This window comes from Streptomyces sp. JLBJ103 (assembly GCF_058215575.1).
Window position 1 is genome coordinate 2,416,275 of the sequence record NZ_CM177089.1, and the last position, 18,281, is coordinate 2,434,555.

The 18,281-nt window shown below is 69.8% G+C and carries 20 protein-coding genes; 3 read left to right on the forward strand and 17 right to left on the reverse strand.

The features are described from left to right. The first annotated feature begins 15 nt into the window (after positions 1-15). Positions 16-588: a cob(I)yrinic acid a,c-diamide adenosyltransferase gene (locus AC4BEG_RS10350; RefSeq protein WP_490705594.1), complete on the forward strand. Its 573-nt coding sequence runs from the start codon at positions 16-18 to the stop codon at positions 586-588. Between the two features lie 72 nt (positions 589-660). Here AC4BEG_RS10350 and AC4BEG_RS10355 read toward each other — a convergent pair whose 3' ends face one another. Continuing rightward, entirely contained in the window at positions 661-1,221 is a 561-nt protein-coding gene (locus AC4BEG_RS10355; RefSeq protein ID WP_490705595.1) for a hypothetical protein, read from the reverse strand. Positions 1,222-1,386: 165 nt separating this feature from the next. Here AC4BEG_RS10355 and AC4BEG_RS10360 point away from each other — a divergent pair, with 165 nt between their 5' ends. Both AC4BEG_RS10360 and AC4BEG_RS10365 read left to right on the forward strand, forming a co-directional pair. Then, complete coding sequence (locus tag AC4BEG_RS10360) at positions 1,387-2,649, forward strand: sensor histidine kinase (RefSeq protein WP_490705596.1); 1,263 nt, start codon at positions 1,387-1,389, stop codon at positions 2,647-2,649. After that, on the forward strand, positions 2,646-3,335 hold the full coding sequence (locus AC4BEG_RS10365; protein ID WP_490705597.1) for a response regulator: 690 nt from the start codon (positions 2,646-2,648) through the stop codon (positions 3,333-3,335). Before AC4BEG_RS10360 ends, AC4BEG_RS10365 begins: the two co-directional genes overlap by 4 nt. 6 nt (positions 3,336-3,341) lie before the next feature. Here the strand turns inward: AC4BEG_RS10365 and AC4BEG_RS10370 are convergent, their stop codons facing one another. The 16 genes from AC4BEG_RS10370 to prfA form a co-directional block, all read right to left on the reverse strand. Further along, positions 3,342-3,797: a DUF2550 domain-containing protein gene (locus AC4BEG_RS10370; protein WP_490705598.1), complete on the reverse strand. Its 456-nt coding sequence runs from the start codon at positions 3,795-3,797 to the stop codon at positions 3,342-3,344. Positions 3,798-3,915: 118 nt separating this feature from the next. Continuing rightward, complete coding sequence (locus AC4BEG_RS10375; protein WP_490705599.1) at positions 3,916-4,293, reverse strand: F0F1 ATP synthase subunit epsilon; 378 nt, start codon at positions 4,291-4,293, stop codon at positions 3,916-3,918. Positions 4,294-4,401: 108 nt separating this feature from the next. After that, positions 4,402-5,856, reverse strand: coding sequence for a F0F1 ATP synthase subunit beta (atpD, locus tag AC4BEG_RS10380; protein WP_490705600.1), 1,455 nt, complete (start codon positions 5,854-5,856; stop codon positions 4,402-4,404). A 5-nt stretch (positions 5,857-5,861) separates the two neighbouring features. Then, positions 5,862-6,776 carry a F0F1 ATP synthase subunit gamma gene (locus AC4BEG_RS10385; protein WP_490705601.1) on the reverse strand — a complete coding sequence of 305 codons (915 nt, stop codon included), beginning with the start codon at positions 6,774-6,776 and terminating at the stop codon, positions 5,862-5,864. A 2-nt stretch (positions 6,777-6,778) separates the two neighbouring features. After that, positions 6,779-8,350 carry a F0F1 ATP synthase subunit alpha gene (gene atpA, locus AC4BEG_RS10390; protein WP_490705602.1) on the reverse strand — a complete coding sequence of 524 codons (1,572 nt, stop codon included), beginning with the start codon at positions 8,348-8,350 and terminating at the stop codon, positions 6,779-6,781. Positions 8,351-8,439: 89 nt separating this feature from the next. Next, positions 8,440-9,255, reverse strand: coding sequence for a F0F1 ATP synthase subunit delta (locus tag AC4BEG_RS10395; RefSeq protein WP_490705603.1), 816 nt, complete (start codon positions 9,253-9,255; stop codon positions 8,440-8,442). Further along, positions 9,252-9,812 carry a F0F1 ATP synthase subunit B gene (locus AC4BEG_RS10400; protein ID WP_490705604.1) on the reverse strand — a complete coding sequence of 187 codons (561 nt, stop codon included), beginning with the start codon at positions 9,810-9,812 and terminating at the stop codon, positions 9,252-9,254. Before AC4BEG_RS10400 ends, AC4BEG_RS10395 begins: the two co-directional genes overlap by 4 nt. 37 nt (positions 9,813-9,849) lie before the next feature. Beyond that, positions 9,850-10,092 carry an ATP synthase F0 subunit C gene (gene atpE, locus AC4BEG_RS10405; protein ID WP_020868408.1) on the reverse strand — a complete coding sequence of 81 codons (243 nt, stop codon included), beginning with the start codon at positions 10,090-10,092 and terminating at the stop codon, positions 9,850-9,852. Between the two features lie 75 nt (positions 10,093-10,167). Further along, positions 10,168-10,977, reverse strand: a complete 810-nt coding sequence (gene atpB, locus AC4BEG_RS10410; protein ID WP_201871201.1) for a F0F1 ATP synthase subunit A — start codon at positions 10,975-10,977, stop codon at positions 10,168-10,170. Between the two features lie 264 nt (positions 10,978-11,241). Next, positions 11,242-11,697: a Cg1360 family ATP-synthase-associated protein gene (locus tag AC4BEG_RS10415; RefSeq protein ID WP_490705605.1), complete on the reverse strand. Its 456-nt coding sequence runs from the start codon at positions 11,695-11,697 to the stop codon at positions 11,242-11,244. A 298-nt stretch (positions 11,698-11,995) separates the two neighbouring features. Next, positions 11,996-13,351 carry an MraY family glycosyltransferase gene (locus AC4BEG_RS10420; RefSeq protein ID WP_490707047.1) on the reverse strand — a complete coding sequence of 452 codons (1,356 nt, stop codon included), beginning with the start codon at positions 13,349-13,351 and terminating at the stop codon, positions 11,996-11,998. Between the two features lie 63 nt (positions 13,352-13,414). Next, entirely contained in the window at positions 13,415-14,761 is a 1,347-nt protein-coding gene (gene glyA / locus AC4BEG_RS10425) for a serine hydroxymethyltransferase (RefSeq protein ID WP_490705606.1), read from the reverse strand. Positions 14,762-14,869: 108 nt separating this feature from the next. Further along, positions 14,870-15,532, reverse strand: coding sequence for an arsenate reductase/protein-tyrosine-phosphatase family protein (locus AC4BEG_RS10430; RefSeq protein WP_490705607.1), 663 nt, complete (start codon positions 15,530-15,532; stop codon positions 14,870-14,872). Further along, on the reverse strand, positions 15,529-16,176 hold the full coding sequence (locus tag AC4BEG_RS10435; RefSeq protein ID WP_490705608.1) for an L-threonylcarbamoyladenylate synthase: 648 nt from the start codon (positions 16,174-16,176) through the stop codon (positions 15,529-15,531). Before AC4BEG_RS10435 ends, AC4BEG_RS10430 begins: the two co-directional genes overlap by 4 nt. A gap of 46 nt (positions 16,177-16,222) precedes the next feature. After that, positions 16,223-17,068 (reverse strand): peptide chain release factor N(5)-glutamine methyltransferase, encoded by an 846-nt coding sequence (gene prmC, locus AC4BEG_RS10440; RefSeq protein ID WP_490705609.1) that lies wholly within the window; start codon positions 17,066-17,068, stop codon positions 16,223-16,225. Positions 17,069-17,119: 51 nt separating this feature from the next. Next, positions 17,120-18,190 (reverse strand): peptide chain release factor 1, encoded by a 1,071-nt coding sequence (gene prfA / locus AC4BEG_RS10445; protein WP_490705610.1) that lies wholly within the window; start codon positions 18,188-18,190, stop codon positions 17,120-17,122. Positions 18,191-18,281 lie beyond the last annotated feature (91 nt).

Genomic DNA, 18,281 nt, shown 5'->3' on the forward strand with positions numbered 1-18,281 from the left:
CGTAGGCTCGGACCCATGGTCAATCTCACCCGCATCTACACGCGCACCGGGGACTCGGGCACCACCGCCCTCGGCGATATGAGCCGCACCGCCAAGACCGATCTGCGGATCTCCGCCTACGCCGACGCGAACGAGGCGAACGCCGCGATCGGGGTGGCCATCGCGCTGGGCGGGCTGCCCGCCGAGATCATCGAGGTGCTGGTCCGCGTCCAGAACGACCTGTTCGACGTGGGCGCGGACCTGTGCACCCCGGTGGTGCAGAACCCGGAACATCCGCCGCTGCGCGTCGAGCAGAGCTACATCGACAAGCTGGAGGCGGACTGCGACCACTTCCTGGAGGGGCTGGAGAAGCTGCGCAGCTTCATCCTCCCCGGTGGCACCCCCGGCGCCGCCCTGCTGCACCAGGCGTGCACGGTCGTCCGCCGCGCCGAACGCTCCACCTGGGCGGCGCTGGAGACCCACGCGGACTCCATGAACCCGCTCACCGCCACCTATCTCAACCGGCTGTCGGACCTGCTGTTCATCCTGGCCCGTACGGCCAACAAGGAGCTCGGCGACGTGCTGTGGGTGCCCGGCGAGAACCGCTGACACCCGCCCCCGCACCTCGCGTGCGTACGGGGCCGGGTACCCCCCGGGCCCGACCCCGTTACGCGTACGTCCTCAACCCAGCGGCGAGGACCGGGCCCGCTCGGGCTCCCGCTTCGGCCACAGCGTGTAGCTCAGGGCGATGACCACGTTGATGCCGATGGCGAACAGCATCGTCGTCTGCCACTGCCGCAGCGGGCCGATCTCCCCGTCGTCCCCGACGTACCAGATCGCCCCCTGCAACAGCACGATCGCGATCACCGCCGCCAGCACCCAGCGCAGCGCGGTCCGCCACTCGTGCGCCGCCCGCGCCATCCCGTACTTCGGCGGCTTGACCGGCGGCGGACCGCCGAAGAAGCGATGTGCCACCCGGGCGTCCACCCACGTGATCGTCTGATGGCCCAGCGCCACCGAGAAGCCGATGTAGACGGCGGCGAGCCCGTGCTTCCAGTCCGGTTCGGCACCGTTCTTGAGATCGATCGCGGTGGTCACGAACAGCACCAGCTCCAACAGCGGCTCGCACAACAGCACCGCGACGCTCGCCTTCGGCATCTTCGCCAGGTACCGCAGGCCCAGCCCGACGGCCAGCAGTACCCAGAAACCGACCTCACAGGCGATGATCAGCGCGACAATCACGGATGGGCTCCTCTCGCTCTCCGCCTCAACGCTCCCGTGCGATCCGGGCCGCCGCGTCGTCGGAGGCGATGAAAGCCGACTGCATCCTTCGATGTATCCGAGGTCCGCCGGAGCCCGCCCTCGAGCGGAGGAGCGGGCCCCGCCCCGCGTGATGGGATGGGGCACATGCCGTCCCGTCCGCGTCTGCTCCAGCGTCCGCACCGCGACGATGTGCTGATCAGCCTCTCCGGTCTGGTCGGCGGAGTGATCATGTGGTCCCTCGGCCTGGTCAGCGGGGAGGACTTCCCCCGGGATCCGGAGGCCCTGACGCTCCTCCCGCTGGTGGTGATGGCCGCGGCCGAACTGCTGCGCAGAACCGCGCCCGTGGTCGCGCTGTGCCTGGCCGTACCCGCCCTCGTCGGCGACCAGCTGCTGGGCTCGCTGATCGCCACCCTCGCGATGTTCACCGATGTGCTCTACGCGGCCGTGGTCTACGGAACCCCCACCATGGCCCGCAAGATCCCGCTGGGCACGGTCTGGCTCACCGTCGCGGCCACGGTCGTGCCGATCGCGGTCTACCGCACCTCCGTGTCCCTGCTCATCGGGATCGCCGTCGGGCTGGTGCTGCTGACCCCCGCCTGGACCGGCTGGGCCATCCGCGAGCACCGGGAAGCCGCCGCCGCCGAACGGCTGCGCGCCGAACAGACCGCGCTCCTGGCCGAGCTGGACCGCCGGGAGGCGGTCACCGCCGAACGCGCCCGGATGGCCCGGGAACTCCACGACATGGTGGCCAACCACCTGTCGGCCATCGCCATCCACTCCACCGCCGCGCTCTCCCTGAAGGACACCGCCGCCACCGAACAGGCCCTCGGCGTCATCCGGGAGAACAGCGTGCGCGGCCTCGCCGAGATGCGGCGGCTGATCGGCCTGCTGCGCGACGCCGAGGACGAGGCCGCACCGGGCCCCGCGCCCACCCTCGACGCCCTGGACGCCCTGCTGGAGCAGGCCCGTACCACCGCCGCGGCGGGCTCCGGCGGCCAGGAGTTCCTGCTGTGCGACGAGCGCCCCCAGGGCGCCGCCCCGCTGCCCGCGCCGGTCGAGCTGGCCGCGTACCGCATCGTCCAGGAGTCCCTGACCAACGCGCTCAAGCACGCCGGGCCCGGCCGGGTGGATGTGACCCTGGCCCGTCTCCCGGACGGGCCGCTGGAGGTCGGCGTCACCAGTCCCTGCGGCGAGGACCGCCCGGCGCCCCGGGCACCGGGCTCCGGCAGCGGGCTGATCGGGATGCGGGAGCGGGTCTCCCTGCTCGGCGGCACCCTGGAGGCCGGACCGGCCGACGGCCCCCCGGGCACGGTCTGGCGGGTCCGGGCCACCCTGCCGCTCAAGCCCGAGAACACCGACCCCACCGGGAACACCCCCCAACCCCCCATCGACCGGGAGCCGCAGTGACCCAGCCAGCCACCCCGCCGCGGACGATCCGTGTGCTTGTCGCCGAGGACCAGGCCGCGGTGCGCTCCGGGCTTGTCCTCATCCTGCGGTCGGCGCCCGATATCGAGGTGGTCGGCGAGGCCACCGACGGCCGCCAGGCGGTGGACATGGCCCGTGCGCTCCGCCCCGATCTGGTGCTGATGGATGTGCAGATGCCGCGTCTGGACGGGGTGTCGGCCACCCGCGAGGTGGTCTCCGAACAGCTCGCCGACGTCCTGGTGCTGACCACCTTCGACCTCGACGCGTATGTCTTCGGGGCGCTGCGCGCGGGCGCCGCCGGTTTTCTGCTCAAGGACAGTGACGCGGCCACGCTGATCGAGGCGGTCCGTACGGTGGCCCGCGGTGAGGGGCTGATCGCCCCGGCGGTGACCCGCCGTCTGATCGCCGAATTCGGCCGGACCGGGGCCGCGGCGGCCACCTCGTCCAGTGGCGCCGATCCGTCGGTGCTCACCGCGCTCACCCCGCGCGAGCGGGAGGTGCTGGGCTGTATGGGGCAGGGGCTGTCGAACGCGCAGATCGCGGTGCGGCTGACCATGGCGGAGGCCACGGTGAAGACCCATGTCAGCAGGGTGCTGGCCAAACTGGACCTGCGCAGCCGGGTACAGGCCGCGGTACTGGCCCAGGAGCTGGGCGTGGCGGGGCCTTGAGGGGCCTCAGGCCACGTTGACCCGCCGGCCGGGCGGGGCCGCTTCCAGCCAGGCCAGAAAGCCGGTCAGGGCGTCCTCGCTCATCGCCAGCTCCAGCCGGGTGCCGTTGTGCAGACAGGTGAGCACCAGCGCGTCGGAGAGCAGGGCGAGCTCCTCCTCGCCCTTGGGCGTACGCCGCTCCAGCACCTCGATGGCGTCGCGCTCCAGCACCCGACGGGGCCGGAACGCGTACGAGAAGACCCGGAACCACTCGACACGGTCGCCGTTGTAGCGGGCGACCCCGTACACCCACCCCTTGCCGCTGGGCTCGGACCGGCCGTCGCCTCCATCGGCGCTCCAGCGCAGCGAGCAGTCGAAGGTGCCGCCGGAGCGCTGGATCAGCCGTCGCCGCAGACCGAAGACGAAGAGTCCCACCACCACCAGCGCGACGACCACGCCGCTCACAAGCAGAGCGAGGGACATCTTCACCGACCTCCTCGCGTCATCCGGAAAACCGCACCTGCATTACCACAGCCGCGGACCGCTGAAGGAGTATTCCAGCGAGGTCCGCGGCTGAGGTTCTCGACCGTACGTGACAGGCTCAGTGCACTCCTGCCACCGCGCGCAGTCGGACATCGGCGCGCCGCTCGGCGGCGGCGTCCGCCTCCGACTTGGCACGGTCCAACGCCCGCTCCGCGCGCTTGACATCGATCTCGTCGGACAGCTCCGCAATCTCGGCCAGCAGCGAGAGCTTGTCGTCAGCGAACGAGATGAACCCGCCGTGCACCGCGGCGACGACCGTTCCGCCATCGCTCGTACGGATGGTCACCGGGCCGGACTCCAGGACACCGAGCAGCGGCTGGTGGCCGGGCATCACGCCGATGTCACCCGATGTGGTGCGCGCGATGACCAAGGAGGCCGTGCCGGACCAGACACTCCGGTCCGCCGCGACCAGCTCGACATGCAGCTCAGCAGCCAACGTGGCTCCTCGGGTCTACCTGCCGGGTACGACAGGGCTTCGTCACAGAATAACGGGCGTTCGGAGAGGGGCGGGACCGGGCCCACCCCTCTCCCAGAGCTACGGGGCTCAGGAGACGCCCAGCTCCTTGGCCTTCGCCTTGAGGTCGTCCAGGCCACCGCACATGAAGAACGCCTGCTCCGGGAAGTGGTCGAACTCACCGTCGGCGATCGCGTTGAACGCCGCGATGGACTCGTCCAGCGGGACGTCCGATCCGTCGAGACCGGTGAACTGCTTCGCCGCGTGGGTGTTCTGCGACAGGAAGCGCTCGATACGACGGGCGCGGAAGACGGTGAGCTTGTCCTCCTCGCCGAGCTCGTCGATACCCAGGATGTTGATGATGTCCTGGAGGTCCTTGTACTTCTGGAGGATCGACTTCACGCGCGAGGCGCAGTCGTAGTGGTCCTGCGAGATGTAGCGCGGGTCCAGGATCCGGGACGTCGAGTCCAGCGGGTCCACCGCCGGGTAGATGCCCTTCTCCGAGATCGGCCGGGAGAGCACCGTCGTCGCGTCGAGGTGCGCGAAGGTGGTCGCCGGAGCCGGGTCGGTCAGGTCGTCCGCGGGGACGTAGATCGCCTGCATCGAGGTGATCGAGTGACCACGGGTCGAGGTGATGCGCTCCTGGAGGATGCCCATCTCGTCGGCCAGGTTCGGCTGGTAGCCCACCGCGGAGGGCATCCGGCCGAGCAGGGTCGAGACCTCGGAACCGGCCTGGGTGAAGCGGAAGATGTTGTCGATGAAGAACAGCACGTCCTGCTTCTGCACATCGCGGAAGTACTCCGCCATGGTCAGACCGGCCAGGGCGACCCGCAGACGGGTGCCCGGGGGCTCGTCCATCTGGCCGAAGACCAGCGCGGTCTGCGGGAGAACGCCGGACTCGGCCATCTCCTCGATCAGGTCGTTGCCCTCACGGGTGCGCTCACCGACACCGGCGAACACGGAAACGCCCTCGTGCAGCTTGGCCACACGCATGATCATTTCCTGGATGAGGACGGTCTTGCCGACGCCCGCGCCGCCGAACAGACCGATCTTGCCGCCCTTGACGTACGGGGTCAGCAGGTCGACGACCTTCAGACCGGTCTCGAACATCTCGGTCTTGGACTCGAGCTGGTCGAAGGCCGGGGCCTTGCGGTGGATGGACCAGCGCTCGGTGACCTCGGACTCGGCCTCGGGCTCGTTGAGGATCTTGCCGAGGGTGTTGAACACCCGGCCCTTGGTGACATCGCCGACCGGCACCGTGATGCCGTCGCCGGTGTCGGTCACCGCGGCCTGGCGGACCAGACCGTCGGTGGGCTCCATGGAGATCGCGCGGACCACGCCCTCACCGAGGTGCTGGGCAACCTCGAGGGTCAGGACCTTGATCGCACCCTCGGCGGAGGGGTCGGCGACCTCGACGGTCAGTGCGTTGTAGATGTCCGGCATCGCGTCGACGGGGAACTCCACGTCGACGACCGGGCCGATGACCCGCGCGACGCGGCCGGTGGCCCCGCCAGTCACGGGGGCCGTCTCAACAGTGGTGGTCATAGTTGTCAGTCACTCCCCGCAGAGGCGTCGGCCAGAGCGCTCGCGCCACCGACGATCTCGCTGATTTCCTGGGTGATGTCGGCCTGGCGGGCCGCGTTGGCAAGCCGCGTGAGCGACTTGATCAGTTCTTCGGCATTGTCGGTCGCCGACTTCATCGCCCGCCGGGTGGCCGCGTGCTTGGAGGCGGCGGCCTGGAGGAGGGCATTGTAGATGCGCGACTCGACGTACCGCGGCAGCAGTGCGTCGAGGACGTCCTCTGCCGACGGCTCGAAGTCGAACAGCGGGAGGATCTCGCCCTTCTTGGCCTGCTCCTCCGCCGTGTCCTCGAGGCTGAGCGGCAGCAGCCGGCTGTCGACCGGCGACTGCGTCAGCATCGACACGAACTCGGTGTACACGATGTGGAGCTCGTCCACCCCGCCCTCGGCCGTCTGCTGGAGTACGGCCTCGATCAGCGGACCCGCGATCTTCTTGGCGTCCGCGTAGGTCGGGTTGTCGGTGAAGCCGGTCCACGACTCCGTGATCTTGCGCTCACGGAAGCCGTAGTAGGCCACGCCCTTGCGGCCGACGATGTAGGTGTCGACCTCCTTGCCCTGCGCGGTGAGCCGCTCGGTGAGCTGCTCGGCCGCCTTGATGACGTTGGAGGAGTAACCGCCGGCCAGACCCCGGTCGCTCGTGACGAGCAGCACGGCGGCCCGCGCCGGGTTGTCGGTCTCCGTCGTCAGCGGGTGCTGGGTGTTGGAGCCGGTGGCGACCGCGGTCACCGCCCGGGTGAGCTCGGTGGCGTACGGAGTCGAAGCGGCCACCCGGCGCTGCGCCTTGACGACGCGCGAGGCGGCGATCATCTCCATCGCCTTGGTGATCTTCTTGGTCGCGGAGACGGACTTGATCCGCCTCTTGTAGACCCGGAGCTGGGCACCCATGCTCAGCCCTCGCCCAGCAGCTTGCCGTCCGAGGTCTCGAACTGCCGCTTGAAGCTGTCCACCGACTCGGCGAGCGAGGCGATGGTGTCGTCGGACATCTTGCCGCCCTCGACGATGGAGGTCAGCAGGCCCTTGTGCTCACGGTGCAGGTAGTCCAGCAGCTCACGCTCGAAGCGGCGGACGTCCTCGACCGGAACGTCGTCCATCTTGCCGTTGGTACCGGCCCAGATGGAGACGACCTGGTCCTCGGTGGAGTACGGGGCGTACTGCGTCTGCTTCAGCAGCTCGACCATGCGCGCACCGCGCTCCAGCGACGCCTTGGAGGCCGCGTCCAGGTCGGAGCCGAAGGCGGCGAACGCCTCGAGCTCGCGGTACTGGGCGAGGTCCACCCGCAGTCGGCCGGAGACCTGGCGCATCGCCTTGTGCTGCGCGGAGCCACCGACTCGGGAGACCGAGATACCCACGTTCAGCGCGGGGCGCTGGTTGGCGTTGAACAGGTCCGACTCCAGGAAGCACTGGCCGTCGGTGATGGAGATGACGTTGGTCGGAATGAACGCCGACACGTCGTTGGCCTTGGTCTCGACGATCGGCAGACCGGTCATCGAACCGGCGCCCATCTCGTCGGAGAGCTTGGCGCAGCGCTCCAGCAGCCGGGAGTGCAGGTAGAAGACGTCACCCGGGTACGCCTCACGGCCCGGCGGACGGCGCAGCAGCAGGGAGACGGCGCGGTAGGCGTCGGCCTGCTTGGACAGGTCGTCGAAGACGATCAGGACGTGCTTGCCCTGGTACATCCAGTGCTGACCGATGGCCGAGCCGGTGTAGGGGGCCAGGTACTTGAAGCCCGCCGGGTCGGACGCCGGGGCGGCGACGATGGTGGTGTACTCCAGCGCGCCCGCCTCCTCCAGCGCGGCGCGCACGCCCGCGATGGTGGAGCCCTTCTGGCCGATGGCGACGTAGATGCAGCGGACCTGCTTCTTCGGGTCGCCCGAGCGCCAGTTGTCGCGCTGGTTGATGATCGTGTCGACGCACAGCGCGGTCTTGCCGGTCTGGCGGTCGCCGATGATCAGCTGACGCTGGCCACGGCCGATCGGGGTCATCGCGTCGACGGCCTTGTAGCCGGTCTCCATCGGCTCGTGCACCGACTTGCGGTCCATGACCGTGGGGGCCTGCAACTCGAGGGCGCGGCGGCCCTCGGTCTCGATCTCGCCGAGGCCGTCGATCGGGGCACCCAGCGGGTCGACGACGCGGCCGAGGTAGCCCTCGCCGACGGCGACCGAAAGGACCTCGCCGGTGCGCTGCACCTGCTGGCCCTCCTCGATCCCACTGAACTCACCGAGGACAACCGCGCCGATCTCGCGCTCCTCGAGGTTGAGGGCGAGGCCGAGCGTGCCGTCCTCGAACTTCAGCAGTTCGTTCGCCATGGCCGAGGGAAGTCCCTCGACCTTCGCGATGCCGTCGCCGGCAACGCTGACCGTACCGACCTCCTCGCGCGAGGCCGCGTCCGGCTTGTACGCCTGGACAAAGTTCTCCAGCGCGTCCCGGATCTCCTCCGGCCGGATCGTGAGCTCCGCCATCTGGGTTCCCTGCTCTCCTTGTTGGGCCCGAAGTATCTGACTACGGCCCAACTCGGGCCGCTTACATGCTTGTTGAGTTGGTGGCTGTGTCAGCCGGCCATCCGGCGGGCCGCCTCGTCGAGACGTTCCGCGATGGTCCCGTTGATGACCTCGTCGCCGATGCGCACGGCGATCCCGCCGAGGACCTCCGGGTCCACGTCGAGGTTGAGGTGGACCTGGCGGCCGTACAGCTGGGCCAGAGCCGCGCCGAGGCGCTGCTTCTGCTGATCGCTGAGCGGTACCGCCGAGGTCACGACAGCGACCGTACGGTCGCGGCGTGCCGCGGCCAGCTTGGTCAGCTCGTCGAGACCCGCTTCCAGGCTACGTCCGCGCGGGTGGGTGACCAGACGCAGCACAAGGCGCTCGGTCACCCGGTCCGCCCGGCCGCCGAGCAGCCGGCGCACCAGGTCGGCCTTGGCCGTGGTGCTCGCGTTCCGGTCGGACAGCGCGCTGCGCAGCTCCGGCGAGGAGGAGACGATCCGGCTGAACCGGAACAGCTCGTCCTCGACGTCGTCGAGAGTGCCGGCCCGCTGGGCCGCCACGAGGTCGGCGGCGGCCGCCAGCTCCTCGACCGCGTCCGCCAGATCGCGCGAACGCGACCAGCGGCTACGGACCATCCCGGACACCAGGTCGACGGTCTCGCCGCCGACCTGCCCGCTCAGCAGGCGTCCGGCCAGCTCGGCCTTGGCCTCGCCGGGCTGCGCCGGGTCGGTGAGGACCCGACGCAGTGAGACCTCGCGGTCGAGCAGCGCGGTGACGGCGGCCAGCTCATCGGCGAGCTTCGTGGCGTCGACGGAGGTGTTGTCCGTCAAGGCGTCGAAGCGCTCGCGCGCGGCTGCCAGTGCCTCCCTGCTCGCTCCGTTCATCGGCCGGCCTCGGCCTTCGAGCCGTCCGCGGCCTTGGCCTCGAGCTCGTCGAGGAACCGGTCGATGGTGCGGCTCTGCCGGGCCACGTCCTCGACGGACTCGCCGACGATCTTGCCGGCCAGGTCGGTGGCAAGCTTGCCCACGTCCTGGCGCAGTGCCTGGGCGGCCTGCTTGCGGTCGGCCTCGATCTGGGCGTGACCGGCGGCGATGAGCTCCTCACGCTGCCGCTGGCCCTCCGCGCGCATCTCGGCGATGAGCGCGGCGCCCTGCTCCTGCGCCTCCTGGCGCAGGCGCGCGGCCTCGTGACGGGCGTCCGCGAGCTGGGCGCGGTAGTCCTCGAGGACCTGCTGGGCCTCGGCCTGAAGGGCCTCGGCCTTCTCCATCCCGCCCTCGATGGCCTCGCGACGCTCATCCAGAACACGGTTGATGTTCGGGAGCAGCTTCTTCGCGAGGAACACGAAGACGATGGCGAAGGCGATCAGGCCGATGACCAGCTCCGGGATCGGCGGGATGAGGGGGTTCTCCTCCTCAGCCGCCACCTGTACCAGGGCGTGCATCTCAGTGCCTTCCGTCAGTGGTGGTCAACGCGGTGCGTCAGGACTTGAAGAGGAAGCCCATGACGATACCGATCAGCGCGAGCGCCTCACAGAACGCGAAGCCCATGATCTGGTTGGCGCGGATCAGACCGGCCGCCTCGGGCTGGCGGGCCAGGGCCTGGGTGCCGTTACCGAAGATGATGCCGACGCCGACGCCGGGGCCGATGGCGGCGAGACCGTAACCGATCGAACCGAGGTTGCCGGTGACGCCGTCGGCGGCGAGGGTCTGGAGAGCGGACATGCCGGTTCTTCCTTCTCTTTCATGGACCGGTGGGGGTTGGCCACCGGACGTCTCTTTGACAGGGAGGCGGGCAGCTCAGTGGTGCTCGGCGAGCGCGCCCTGAACGTAGTTGCAGGCCAAGAGCACGAAGACGTACGCCTGGACGGCCTGGATGAAGAGCTCGAACGCGGTCAGCAGGATCGTCATGATGAACGACGCACCCGCGTAGGCGATCCCGATGCCGTTCAGCAGGTACCAGCTGCCGATGGTGAACATCAGCAGCAGCAGGTGACCCGCGAACATGTTGGCGAAGAGCCGGACCGCGTGGGTGAAGGGCCGGATGATCACGTTCGAGAAGAACTCGATCACGACGATCATGGGCAGGATCCCGCCCAGCGACTTGTCGTAGCCGGTGATGTTCTTCCAGCCGCCGACGAACCCGTGCTTCTTGAACGTCAGGTACATCCACATGATGTAGACGATCGCGGCGAGACCGGCCGGGAAGGCGATGATCGACGTCACCGGGAACTGGGCGACCGGAATGATCGACCAGAGGTTCATGATCCAGACGAAGAAGAACAGGGAGACCATGAAGGGGACGTACTTCTCGCCCTCCTTCTTCCCCAGGGCCTCGTAGACGAGCCCGCGGCGTACGAAGTCGTAACCCGCCTCGCCGACCATCTGGAGCTTGCCCGGGACCACCTTGGCGCGGCCGAAGGCCGCCCAGAAGAACCAGATGACAACGCCGGTGCCCAGCAGGGCCAGCAGCATCGGCTTGTTGAACTCGAAACCGCCCACCGTGAAGAGCGGCTCGAACTTGAACGAATGGAGTCCGGGTGCCGGGAAGCCGCACCCATCGAAGATGTGGCAGTTCGTCTCGAAGGCGAGCGTCTGGTCAGAACTCACCTTGAGCTCCTTCAGCGTGGCGCATGGGTACGGCAACCTCGTTGTGTCGGCGCGGCGCACGGCCACGGAACGGCACTGGACTGGTCTTACGGATGTGGGGGCGGCTGATCGGCGGGGGGCCGAAGGCTGGGTCGGGCATCAGCTGCATGGGCCGCCGATTCCGTCCCGCGGAATACGGGGATTCGGCTACCTGCGCCCGCTGTGCCTCAGATGGCACCGGACGATAGCAGGTGAGCGGATGTGCCTTTATACCGGCCCTACCGATCACGATGTGGACCCGGCGGGAGCGGACTTCTTCGCCCCCTCGGGCTTGCGTTCGTCCTCGGCTTCGGGCTGCACGTAAAGGATCTTGGCCTTCATATGGGCGCGGGCCTGTGCGGCAATCCACACCAGAACCGCGGCGAGCAGTGCGAGGCCGAAGGCCTTGGTGGAGAACAGGGTGGTGTCCCTGAACACCGCGAGCAACACCGCGACCAGCAGGAACTGGGTCATGTAGAGAACCAGTCCCATCATCTGGAACAACTGCGGAAGGTACTTGGCGGTGCGCTCCAGCACGATGAGGCCGGTGGCCATCACCGCGGCACCCAGGAACGCCCCGAAGGCGGCCCCGAGCGCGCCCTTTCCACCGGCGACCGCAGCACTGACAGCGACAGCGACCACCCCGGCAACAGCCGTGGGCACGGCGCAACTCAGAAGCGTTCGGGCGTCGTTGGACTGCATGAAGGGTTCTCCGGCAAGAGTCGGAAGCAGCGTTTCGTCGTGAACGAGCGTATCCCGGGGGATGAGGGAGACCTCGCGACGAAGGACCGTCGCACTACGGTCCCTCGGCTCTGGCACCGGGTTTAGTGAACGGTATCACAAACTATTTGATGAGGTCTTTACCTGCCAGGTGTGCTGCCCGTCACACACAGGAGTTATGGACTCGACATCGCGCTGACGCCATGACGTTCCCCATTGCGGAGATCAGCACTCCGGAACGGAGATCACCCAGAGATCACTGGGGAGTTCACCAGAGCGCTCACCGCGGAGTGCCGATCTTCTTGCGGTGGGTGAACCGGGAACGGTCGCCGATCGCGGTGGCGCCGTTGATCCCGGCCGGCATCGGCCGCGACGCGGACTCCTCCGCCACCGGCTCCGTGGTTCCGGCGTCGTCGGCTCCGGCATCGGCCACGGCCTCCGCCCGCGCACCCCGGTGGCCACGTCGGTAGCGCGGCGGTACGAAGCCCTCGGCCCAGCTCGGCACCCGCGGGGTGAACCGCGGCAGCAGCAACAGCACCAGGCCGACCCCGCTCAGCGCCGTGATCGCCAGCACGAACCACATACCGACGCTGTTCACCGAGTACGCCACCGCGCCGAAGGCGATCAGCGCCGACCAGAAGTACATGATCAACACGGCCCGGCTGTGCGAGTGTCCGATCTCCAGCAGCCGGTGGTGCAGATGGCCGCGGTCGGCCGCGAACGGCGACTGGCCCCGCCAGGTGCGCCGCACGATGGCCAGCACCAGGTCGGCGAAGGGCACCGCGATGACGGTCAGCGGCAGCAGCAGCGGAATGTAGACGGGCACGGTGGCGTGCACCGCGGCGGTCTCCGACCCGGCGAACAGCTTCATCGCGTCCGGGTCCACCTGGCCGGTGATGGAGATGGCACCCGCCGCCAGCACCAGGCCGATCAGCATCGAGCCGGAGTCGCCCATGAAGATCCGCGCAGGGTGGATGTTGTGCGGCAGGAAGCCCACGCACATGCCCATGAGGATGGCCGCGAACAGCGTCGCGGGGGCGGCGGCCTCCAGGCCGTAGCCGTACCAGATGCGGTACGCGTACATGAAGAACGCGGCGGCGGCGATGCACACCATGCCGGAGGCCAAACCGTCCAGCCCGTCAACGAAGTTGACCGCGTTGATGGTGATGACGACCAGCGCCACCGTCAGCAAGGTGCCCTGCCAGGGCGTCAGCGAGACCGGCCCCACACCGGGCACCGGAAGCCACAGGATGGTCAGACCCTGGAGCACCATCACACCCGCGGCGATCATCTGGCCGCCCAGCTTGATCAGCGCGTCCACGCCCCACTTGTCGTCCAGCACACCGAGCAGCCAGATCAGTCCGGCGCCGGACAGCAGTGCCCGCGGCTCGTTGGAGAGCTCGAAGACGTCCTTGAGGTTGGTGAGATGGGCGGCGACCAGCAGCCCCGCGCACAGCCCGCCGAACATGGCAATGCCACCGAGCCGCGGCGTGGGCTCGCGGTGCACATCACGGGCCCGGATCTCCGGCATCGCGCCAGCCGCGATGGCGAACTTCCGCACCGGCCCGGTCAGCAGATACGTGACCGCGGCCGTGATGCACAGAGTGAGCAGGTATTCACGCACAGGCTGCCCCAGAGGTATCGCTGGCCATCACAGCCACACACCCTATGCGTGTCGGACCACTGCCGGTGAACGTACTTACAGACGTCCTACACCTTCGGATGGTTGCACGAGTCGGCCCGCGTCCGGATAGGGCGGAAATCTACCGGCCAGTTCCGCCACCTTCTCCCGTATGACGCCCTCGTCCCGCAACGCGGTTCCGATCAGCGCGGCAATGCGTTCCATCTCAGGTGTTCCCATCCCCTGCGTGGTCACCGCCGCGGTGCCCAGCCGCAGCCCCTTGACGCACCCTCCGGGCTCCGTCGCGGACGCCAGCGCACAGGTGTCCAGCACGATCCCGGAGGCGGCGCAGCGGGCCCGTGCGGCGCGTCCCTCCAGACCCAGCGGGGCCGGATCCGCGGTGATCAGGTGGGTGTCGGTACCGCCGGTGGTGACCGCGAGACCCTCCGCGACCAGCGCGTCGGCCAACACCCGGGCGTTGGCCACCACCCGCTGCGCATAGGCGGTGAAGGCGGGCGCCGCGGCCTCTCCGAACGCCACCGCCTTGGCCGCCACCGTGTTCATCTGGGCGCCGCCCTGGGTGAACGGGAACACCGCCCGGTCGATCCGCTCAGCCAGGTCCGCCCCGCACAGCAGCATCCCGCCGCGCGGTCCGCGCAGCACCTTGTGTGTCGTTGCGCACACCACGTCCGCGTACGGCACCGGACTTGGCGCCGCCTTGCCCGCGACCAGCCCGATGGGGTGTGCGGCGTCGGCGATGAGATACGCCCCGACGTCGTCCGCCACCGCCCGGAAGGCGGCGTAGTCGGGGTGGCGGGGATAGGCGATCGAGCCGCACACGATGGCCTTCGGCCGGTGCGCCCGAGCCAGCCCGCGGAGTTGGTCGTAGTCGATGAGCCCGGTGGCCGGGTCCACGCCGTAGCCGATGAAGTCGAACCAGCGGCCGGAGAAGTTCGCCGGCGAACCGTGGGTGAGATGGCCACCGTGCGACAGCGCCATGGCCAGCACGGTGTCGCCGGGCCGCAGCAGCGCGGCGTACGCGGCCAGCACCGCCGAGGAGCCCGAATGCGGCTGCACATTGGCGTGCTCGGCGCCGAACAGGGCCTTCGCGCGGTCCTGGGCGACCCGCTCGGCGATGTCCACCAGTTCGCAGCCGCCGTGGTGGCGGGCTCCGGGGTAGCCCTCGGCGTACTTGTTGGCCAGCGGCGAGGCCAGGGCGGCGAGCACGGCGGGCGAGGTGAAGTTCTCCGCGGCGATCAGCTGGAGCCCGCTGGAGACGCGGTCCATCTCGCTCATGATGATCCCCGCCAGCTCGGGGTCCTGGCGGGCGAGCGCCCCGAAGTCGGGTCCCCAGGGCGTACGGCCCAGGGCAGCGGGGGGATCGGCGGAGGTGCCGCCCCGGGGCCCGGCGGGGGTGACGGCCATCGCTGCTCACAGCCTTGGGAGGGTTCGGGCGTCACCCCCAAATGTAGGCCGGGCGGGCCGTTGGTGCGCGCCGTACGGCCGACGCGGCCACCGCGGCCCCGGCGGTCCTCAGGCCGGGGCGGGGACCCCCGTCAGGGCCGTGACGACCGGGTCCAGCGCCTGGTGGATCTCGTCGCCGATGGAACGGAAGAAGGTGATGGGCGCGCCGTAGGGGTCGTGCACCTCGTCCGCCTCCTCGGTGGGGGCCAGCAGCCAGCCGCGCAGCGCGGCCGCCGCCTGCACCAGCGCACGGGCGCGCTCGACCACCCCGCCCGCCTCCTCCGGGTCGGGGAGGGTGGCGGGGTCTATGGCCCGTACCAGCCGGGTGAACTCCTTGAGGGTGAAGGTGCGCAGACCCGCCGAGTGCCCCATCGAGATGACCTGGGCGCGGTGGTCACGGGTCGCGGTGAGCACCAGATCGGCCCGGATGACGTGCTCGTCGAGCAGTTCGCGGCCGAGGAAGCCCGCCGGGTCGGCGCCGAAGTCGGTCAGGACGGTCGCGGCGTGCGCCTCCATGGGCGCGCCCTCGTGCCCCCAGGTGCCCGCGCTCTCCACGATCAGTCCGCTGGTGCGGGCGGTGCCGAGGCGGTGGGAGAGGGCATGCCGGGTCAGCCGCTCGGTGATCGGCGAGCGGCAGACGTTGCCGGTGCTGACGTGGAGGATGCGGAAGGAGGTCTCGGCGTGCTTCGCCCGGTGTTCCGCTATGCCACGCCCCGTCTCAGGGGCTGTCAACTGGCCACCTCGAGGTCGGGGACGACCTCGCGGAGCTGCTCCGCGGTGAGCGCGCCCGCGCGGAGCAGCACCGGCACCTTGCCGGTGACGTCGACGATGGAGGACGGGACGGCGGCGGGGGTGGACCCGCCGTCGAGGTAGACCGAGACGGAGTCGCCGAGCATCTCCTGCGCGGCGTCGCAGTCCTGCGGGGACGGATGTCCGGTGAGGTTGGCGCTGGAGACCGCCATCGGGCCGAAGTCGTTGAGCAGTTCGATGGCGACCGGGTGCAGCGGCATCCGGATCGCGACGGTGCCACGGGTCTCCCCCAGGTCCCAGGTGAGCGACGGCTGGTGCCGGGCGACCAGGGTGAGCGCGCCGGGCCAGAAGGCGTCGACCAGCTCCCACGCCTGCTCGGAGAAGTCGGTGACCAGACCGTGCAGGGTGTTCGGGGAGCCGACGAGGACGGGGGTGGGCATATTGCGGCCCCGGCCCTTGGCTTCCAGCAGATCGCCGACCGCCTCGGCGCTGAAGGCGTCCGCACCGATCCCGTAGACGGTGTCGGTGGGCAGCACGACCAGTTCGCCGCGACGGACCGCGGACGCGGCCTCGCGCAGGCCGGTCTTGCGGTCGGTGGCGTCCCCGCAGTCGTAGCGCCGTGCCATTAGCGGACCTCCTCGTAACGGGCCAGGGTGGGGTGCGGTGCCGTCGTCACGGCATGGCCTTCCGCGCGGTGGCGAACCGGGGCCGGTTGTTCAGGTCGGGGTGGTCGGCGGCGTCCGCCCAGCCACGCTCCTCCGTGAAGATCCATGGCACCTGGCCGCCCTGGGTGTCTGCGTGCTCGATGACCACAACGCCTCCCGGACGCAGCAGCCGGTGGGCCGTGCGCTCCAGGCCGCGGATCACATCGAGGCCGTCCTCGCCGGAGAACAGCGCGAGCTGGGGGTCGTGGTCGCGGGCCTCCGGTGCGACGTACTCCCACTCGGTCAGCGGGATGTACGGCGGATTGCTGATGACGAGGTCCACCTGCCCGTCGAGCTCGGGCAGGGCCGTCAACGCGTCTCCGTGCTGGAGAACGACGCGGGACCCCTCGACGTTCTTGCGGGCCCACTGGAGGGCGCCCTCGTCCAGCTCCACGGCGTGCACCCGGGAGCGCGGCACCTCCTGGGCGAGGGCGAGGGCGATGGCCCCGGAGCCGGTGCACAGGTCCACGATCAGCGGTTCGACGACGTCCATGGCCCGGACCGCGTCTATGGCCCAGCCGACCACCGACTCGGTCTCCGGGCGGGGCACGAACACGCCCGGACCGACCTGGAGCTCCAGATAGCGGAAGAAGGCCCGGCCGGTGATGTGCTGAAGGGGCTCGCGGGCCTCCCGGCGGGCGACCGCCTCCCAGTAGCGGGCGTCGAAGTCGGCGTCGGCGACACCGTGCAGCTCACCCCGCTTGACTCCGTGCACGAAGGCGGCGAGCTCCTCGGCATCGAAGCGCGGGGAGGGCACGCCCGCGTCGGCCAACCGCTGGGTGGCCTGGGCCACCTCGGCGAGCAGCACGTTCACTGAATTCCTCCAGCCGGTCCGGACAAGGGCACAAGACTTCCCGGTGGGTGCTCAGCTCGCCGCGGCCAGCTTGGCGGCCGCGTCGGCGTCCACACACGCCTGGATCACCGGGTCGAGTTCGCCGTCGAGCACCTGGTCCAAGTTGTACGCCTTGAAGCCGACCCGGTGGTCCGAGATCCGGTTTTCCGGGAAGTTGTACGTACGGATGCGCTCGGAGCGGTCGACGGTGCGGACCTGGCTGCGGCGGGCGTCGGACGCCTCCTTCTCGGCCTCCTCCTGGGCCGCGGCCAGCAGCCGCGAGCGCAGGATGCGCAGCGCCTGCTCCTTGTTCTGGAGCTGGCTCTTCTCGTTCTGGCAGGAGACGACGATGCCGGTGGGCAGGTGGGTGATGCGCACCGCGGAGTCGGTGGTGTTGACCGACTGGCCGCCGGGGCCGGAGGAGCGGTAGACGTCGATCCGCAGATCGTTGGGACCGATCTCGACCTCGACCTCCTCGGCCTCCGGGGTGACCAGCACTCCGGCGGCGGAGGTGTGGATACGGCCCTGCGACTCGGTGGCGGGCACCCGCTGCACGCGGTGCACCCCGCCCTCGTACTTCAGCCGGGCCCATACGCCCTGGCCGGGCTCGGTCGTGCCCTTGGCCTTCACCGCGACCTGGACGTCCTTGTAGCCGCCGAGGTCGGACTCATTGGCCTCGAGGATCTCGGTCTTCCAGCCCACGCGCTCGGCGTAGCGCAGATACATCCGCAGCAGATCGCCCGCGAACAGGGCGGACTCCTCGCCGCCCTCGCCCGCCTTGACCTCCAGGATGACGTCCTTGTCGTCGCTGGGGTCGCGGGGCACCAGCAGCAGCCGGAGCCGCTCGGTGAGCTCCTCGCGCCGCCGCTCCAGCTCCTTGACCTCGTCGGCGAAGTCCGGGTCGTCCTGGGCGAGCTCCTGGGCCGTGCCGATGTCGTCGCCCGCCCGCTTCCAGTCGCGGTAGACGGAGAGGATCGGGGTCAGCTCGGCGTAGCGCTTGTTGAGCCGCATCGCCTCGCGCTGGTCGGCGTGGACCGCGGGGTCGGCGAGCCGCTTCTCGAGGTCGGCGTGTTCGCCGATGAGTTCCTCGACCGCCTCGAACATCGGGGCTCCCTGGGTGGTCTGCGTGGGCTGGCGGGTAAGAGCCGGGAAGGCCGTGTGACGACAAAACGCCGGTCCGGTCGCCCCAGGACAG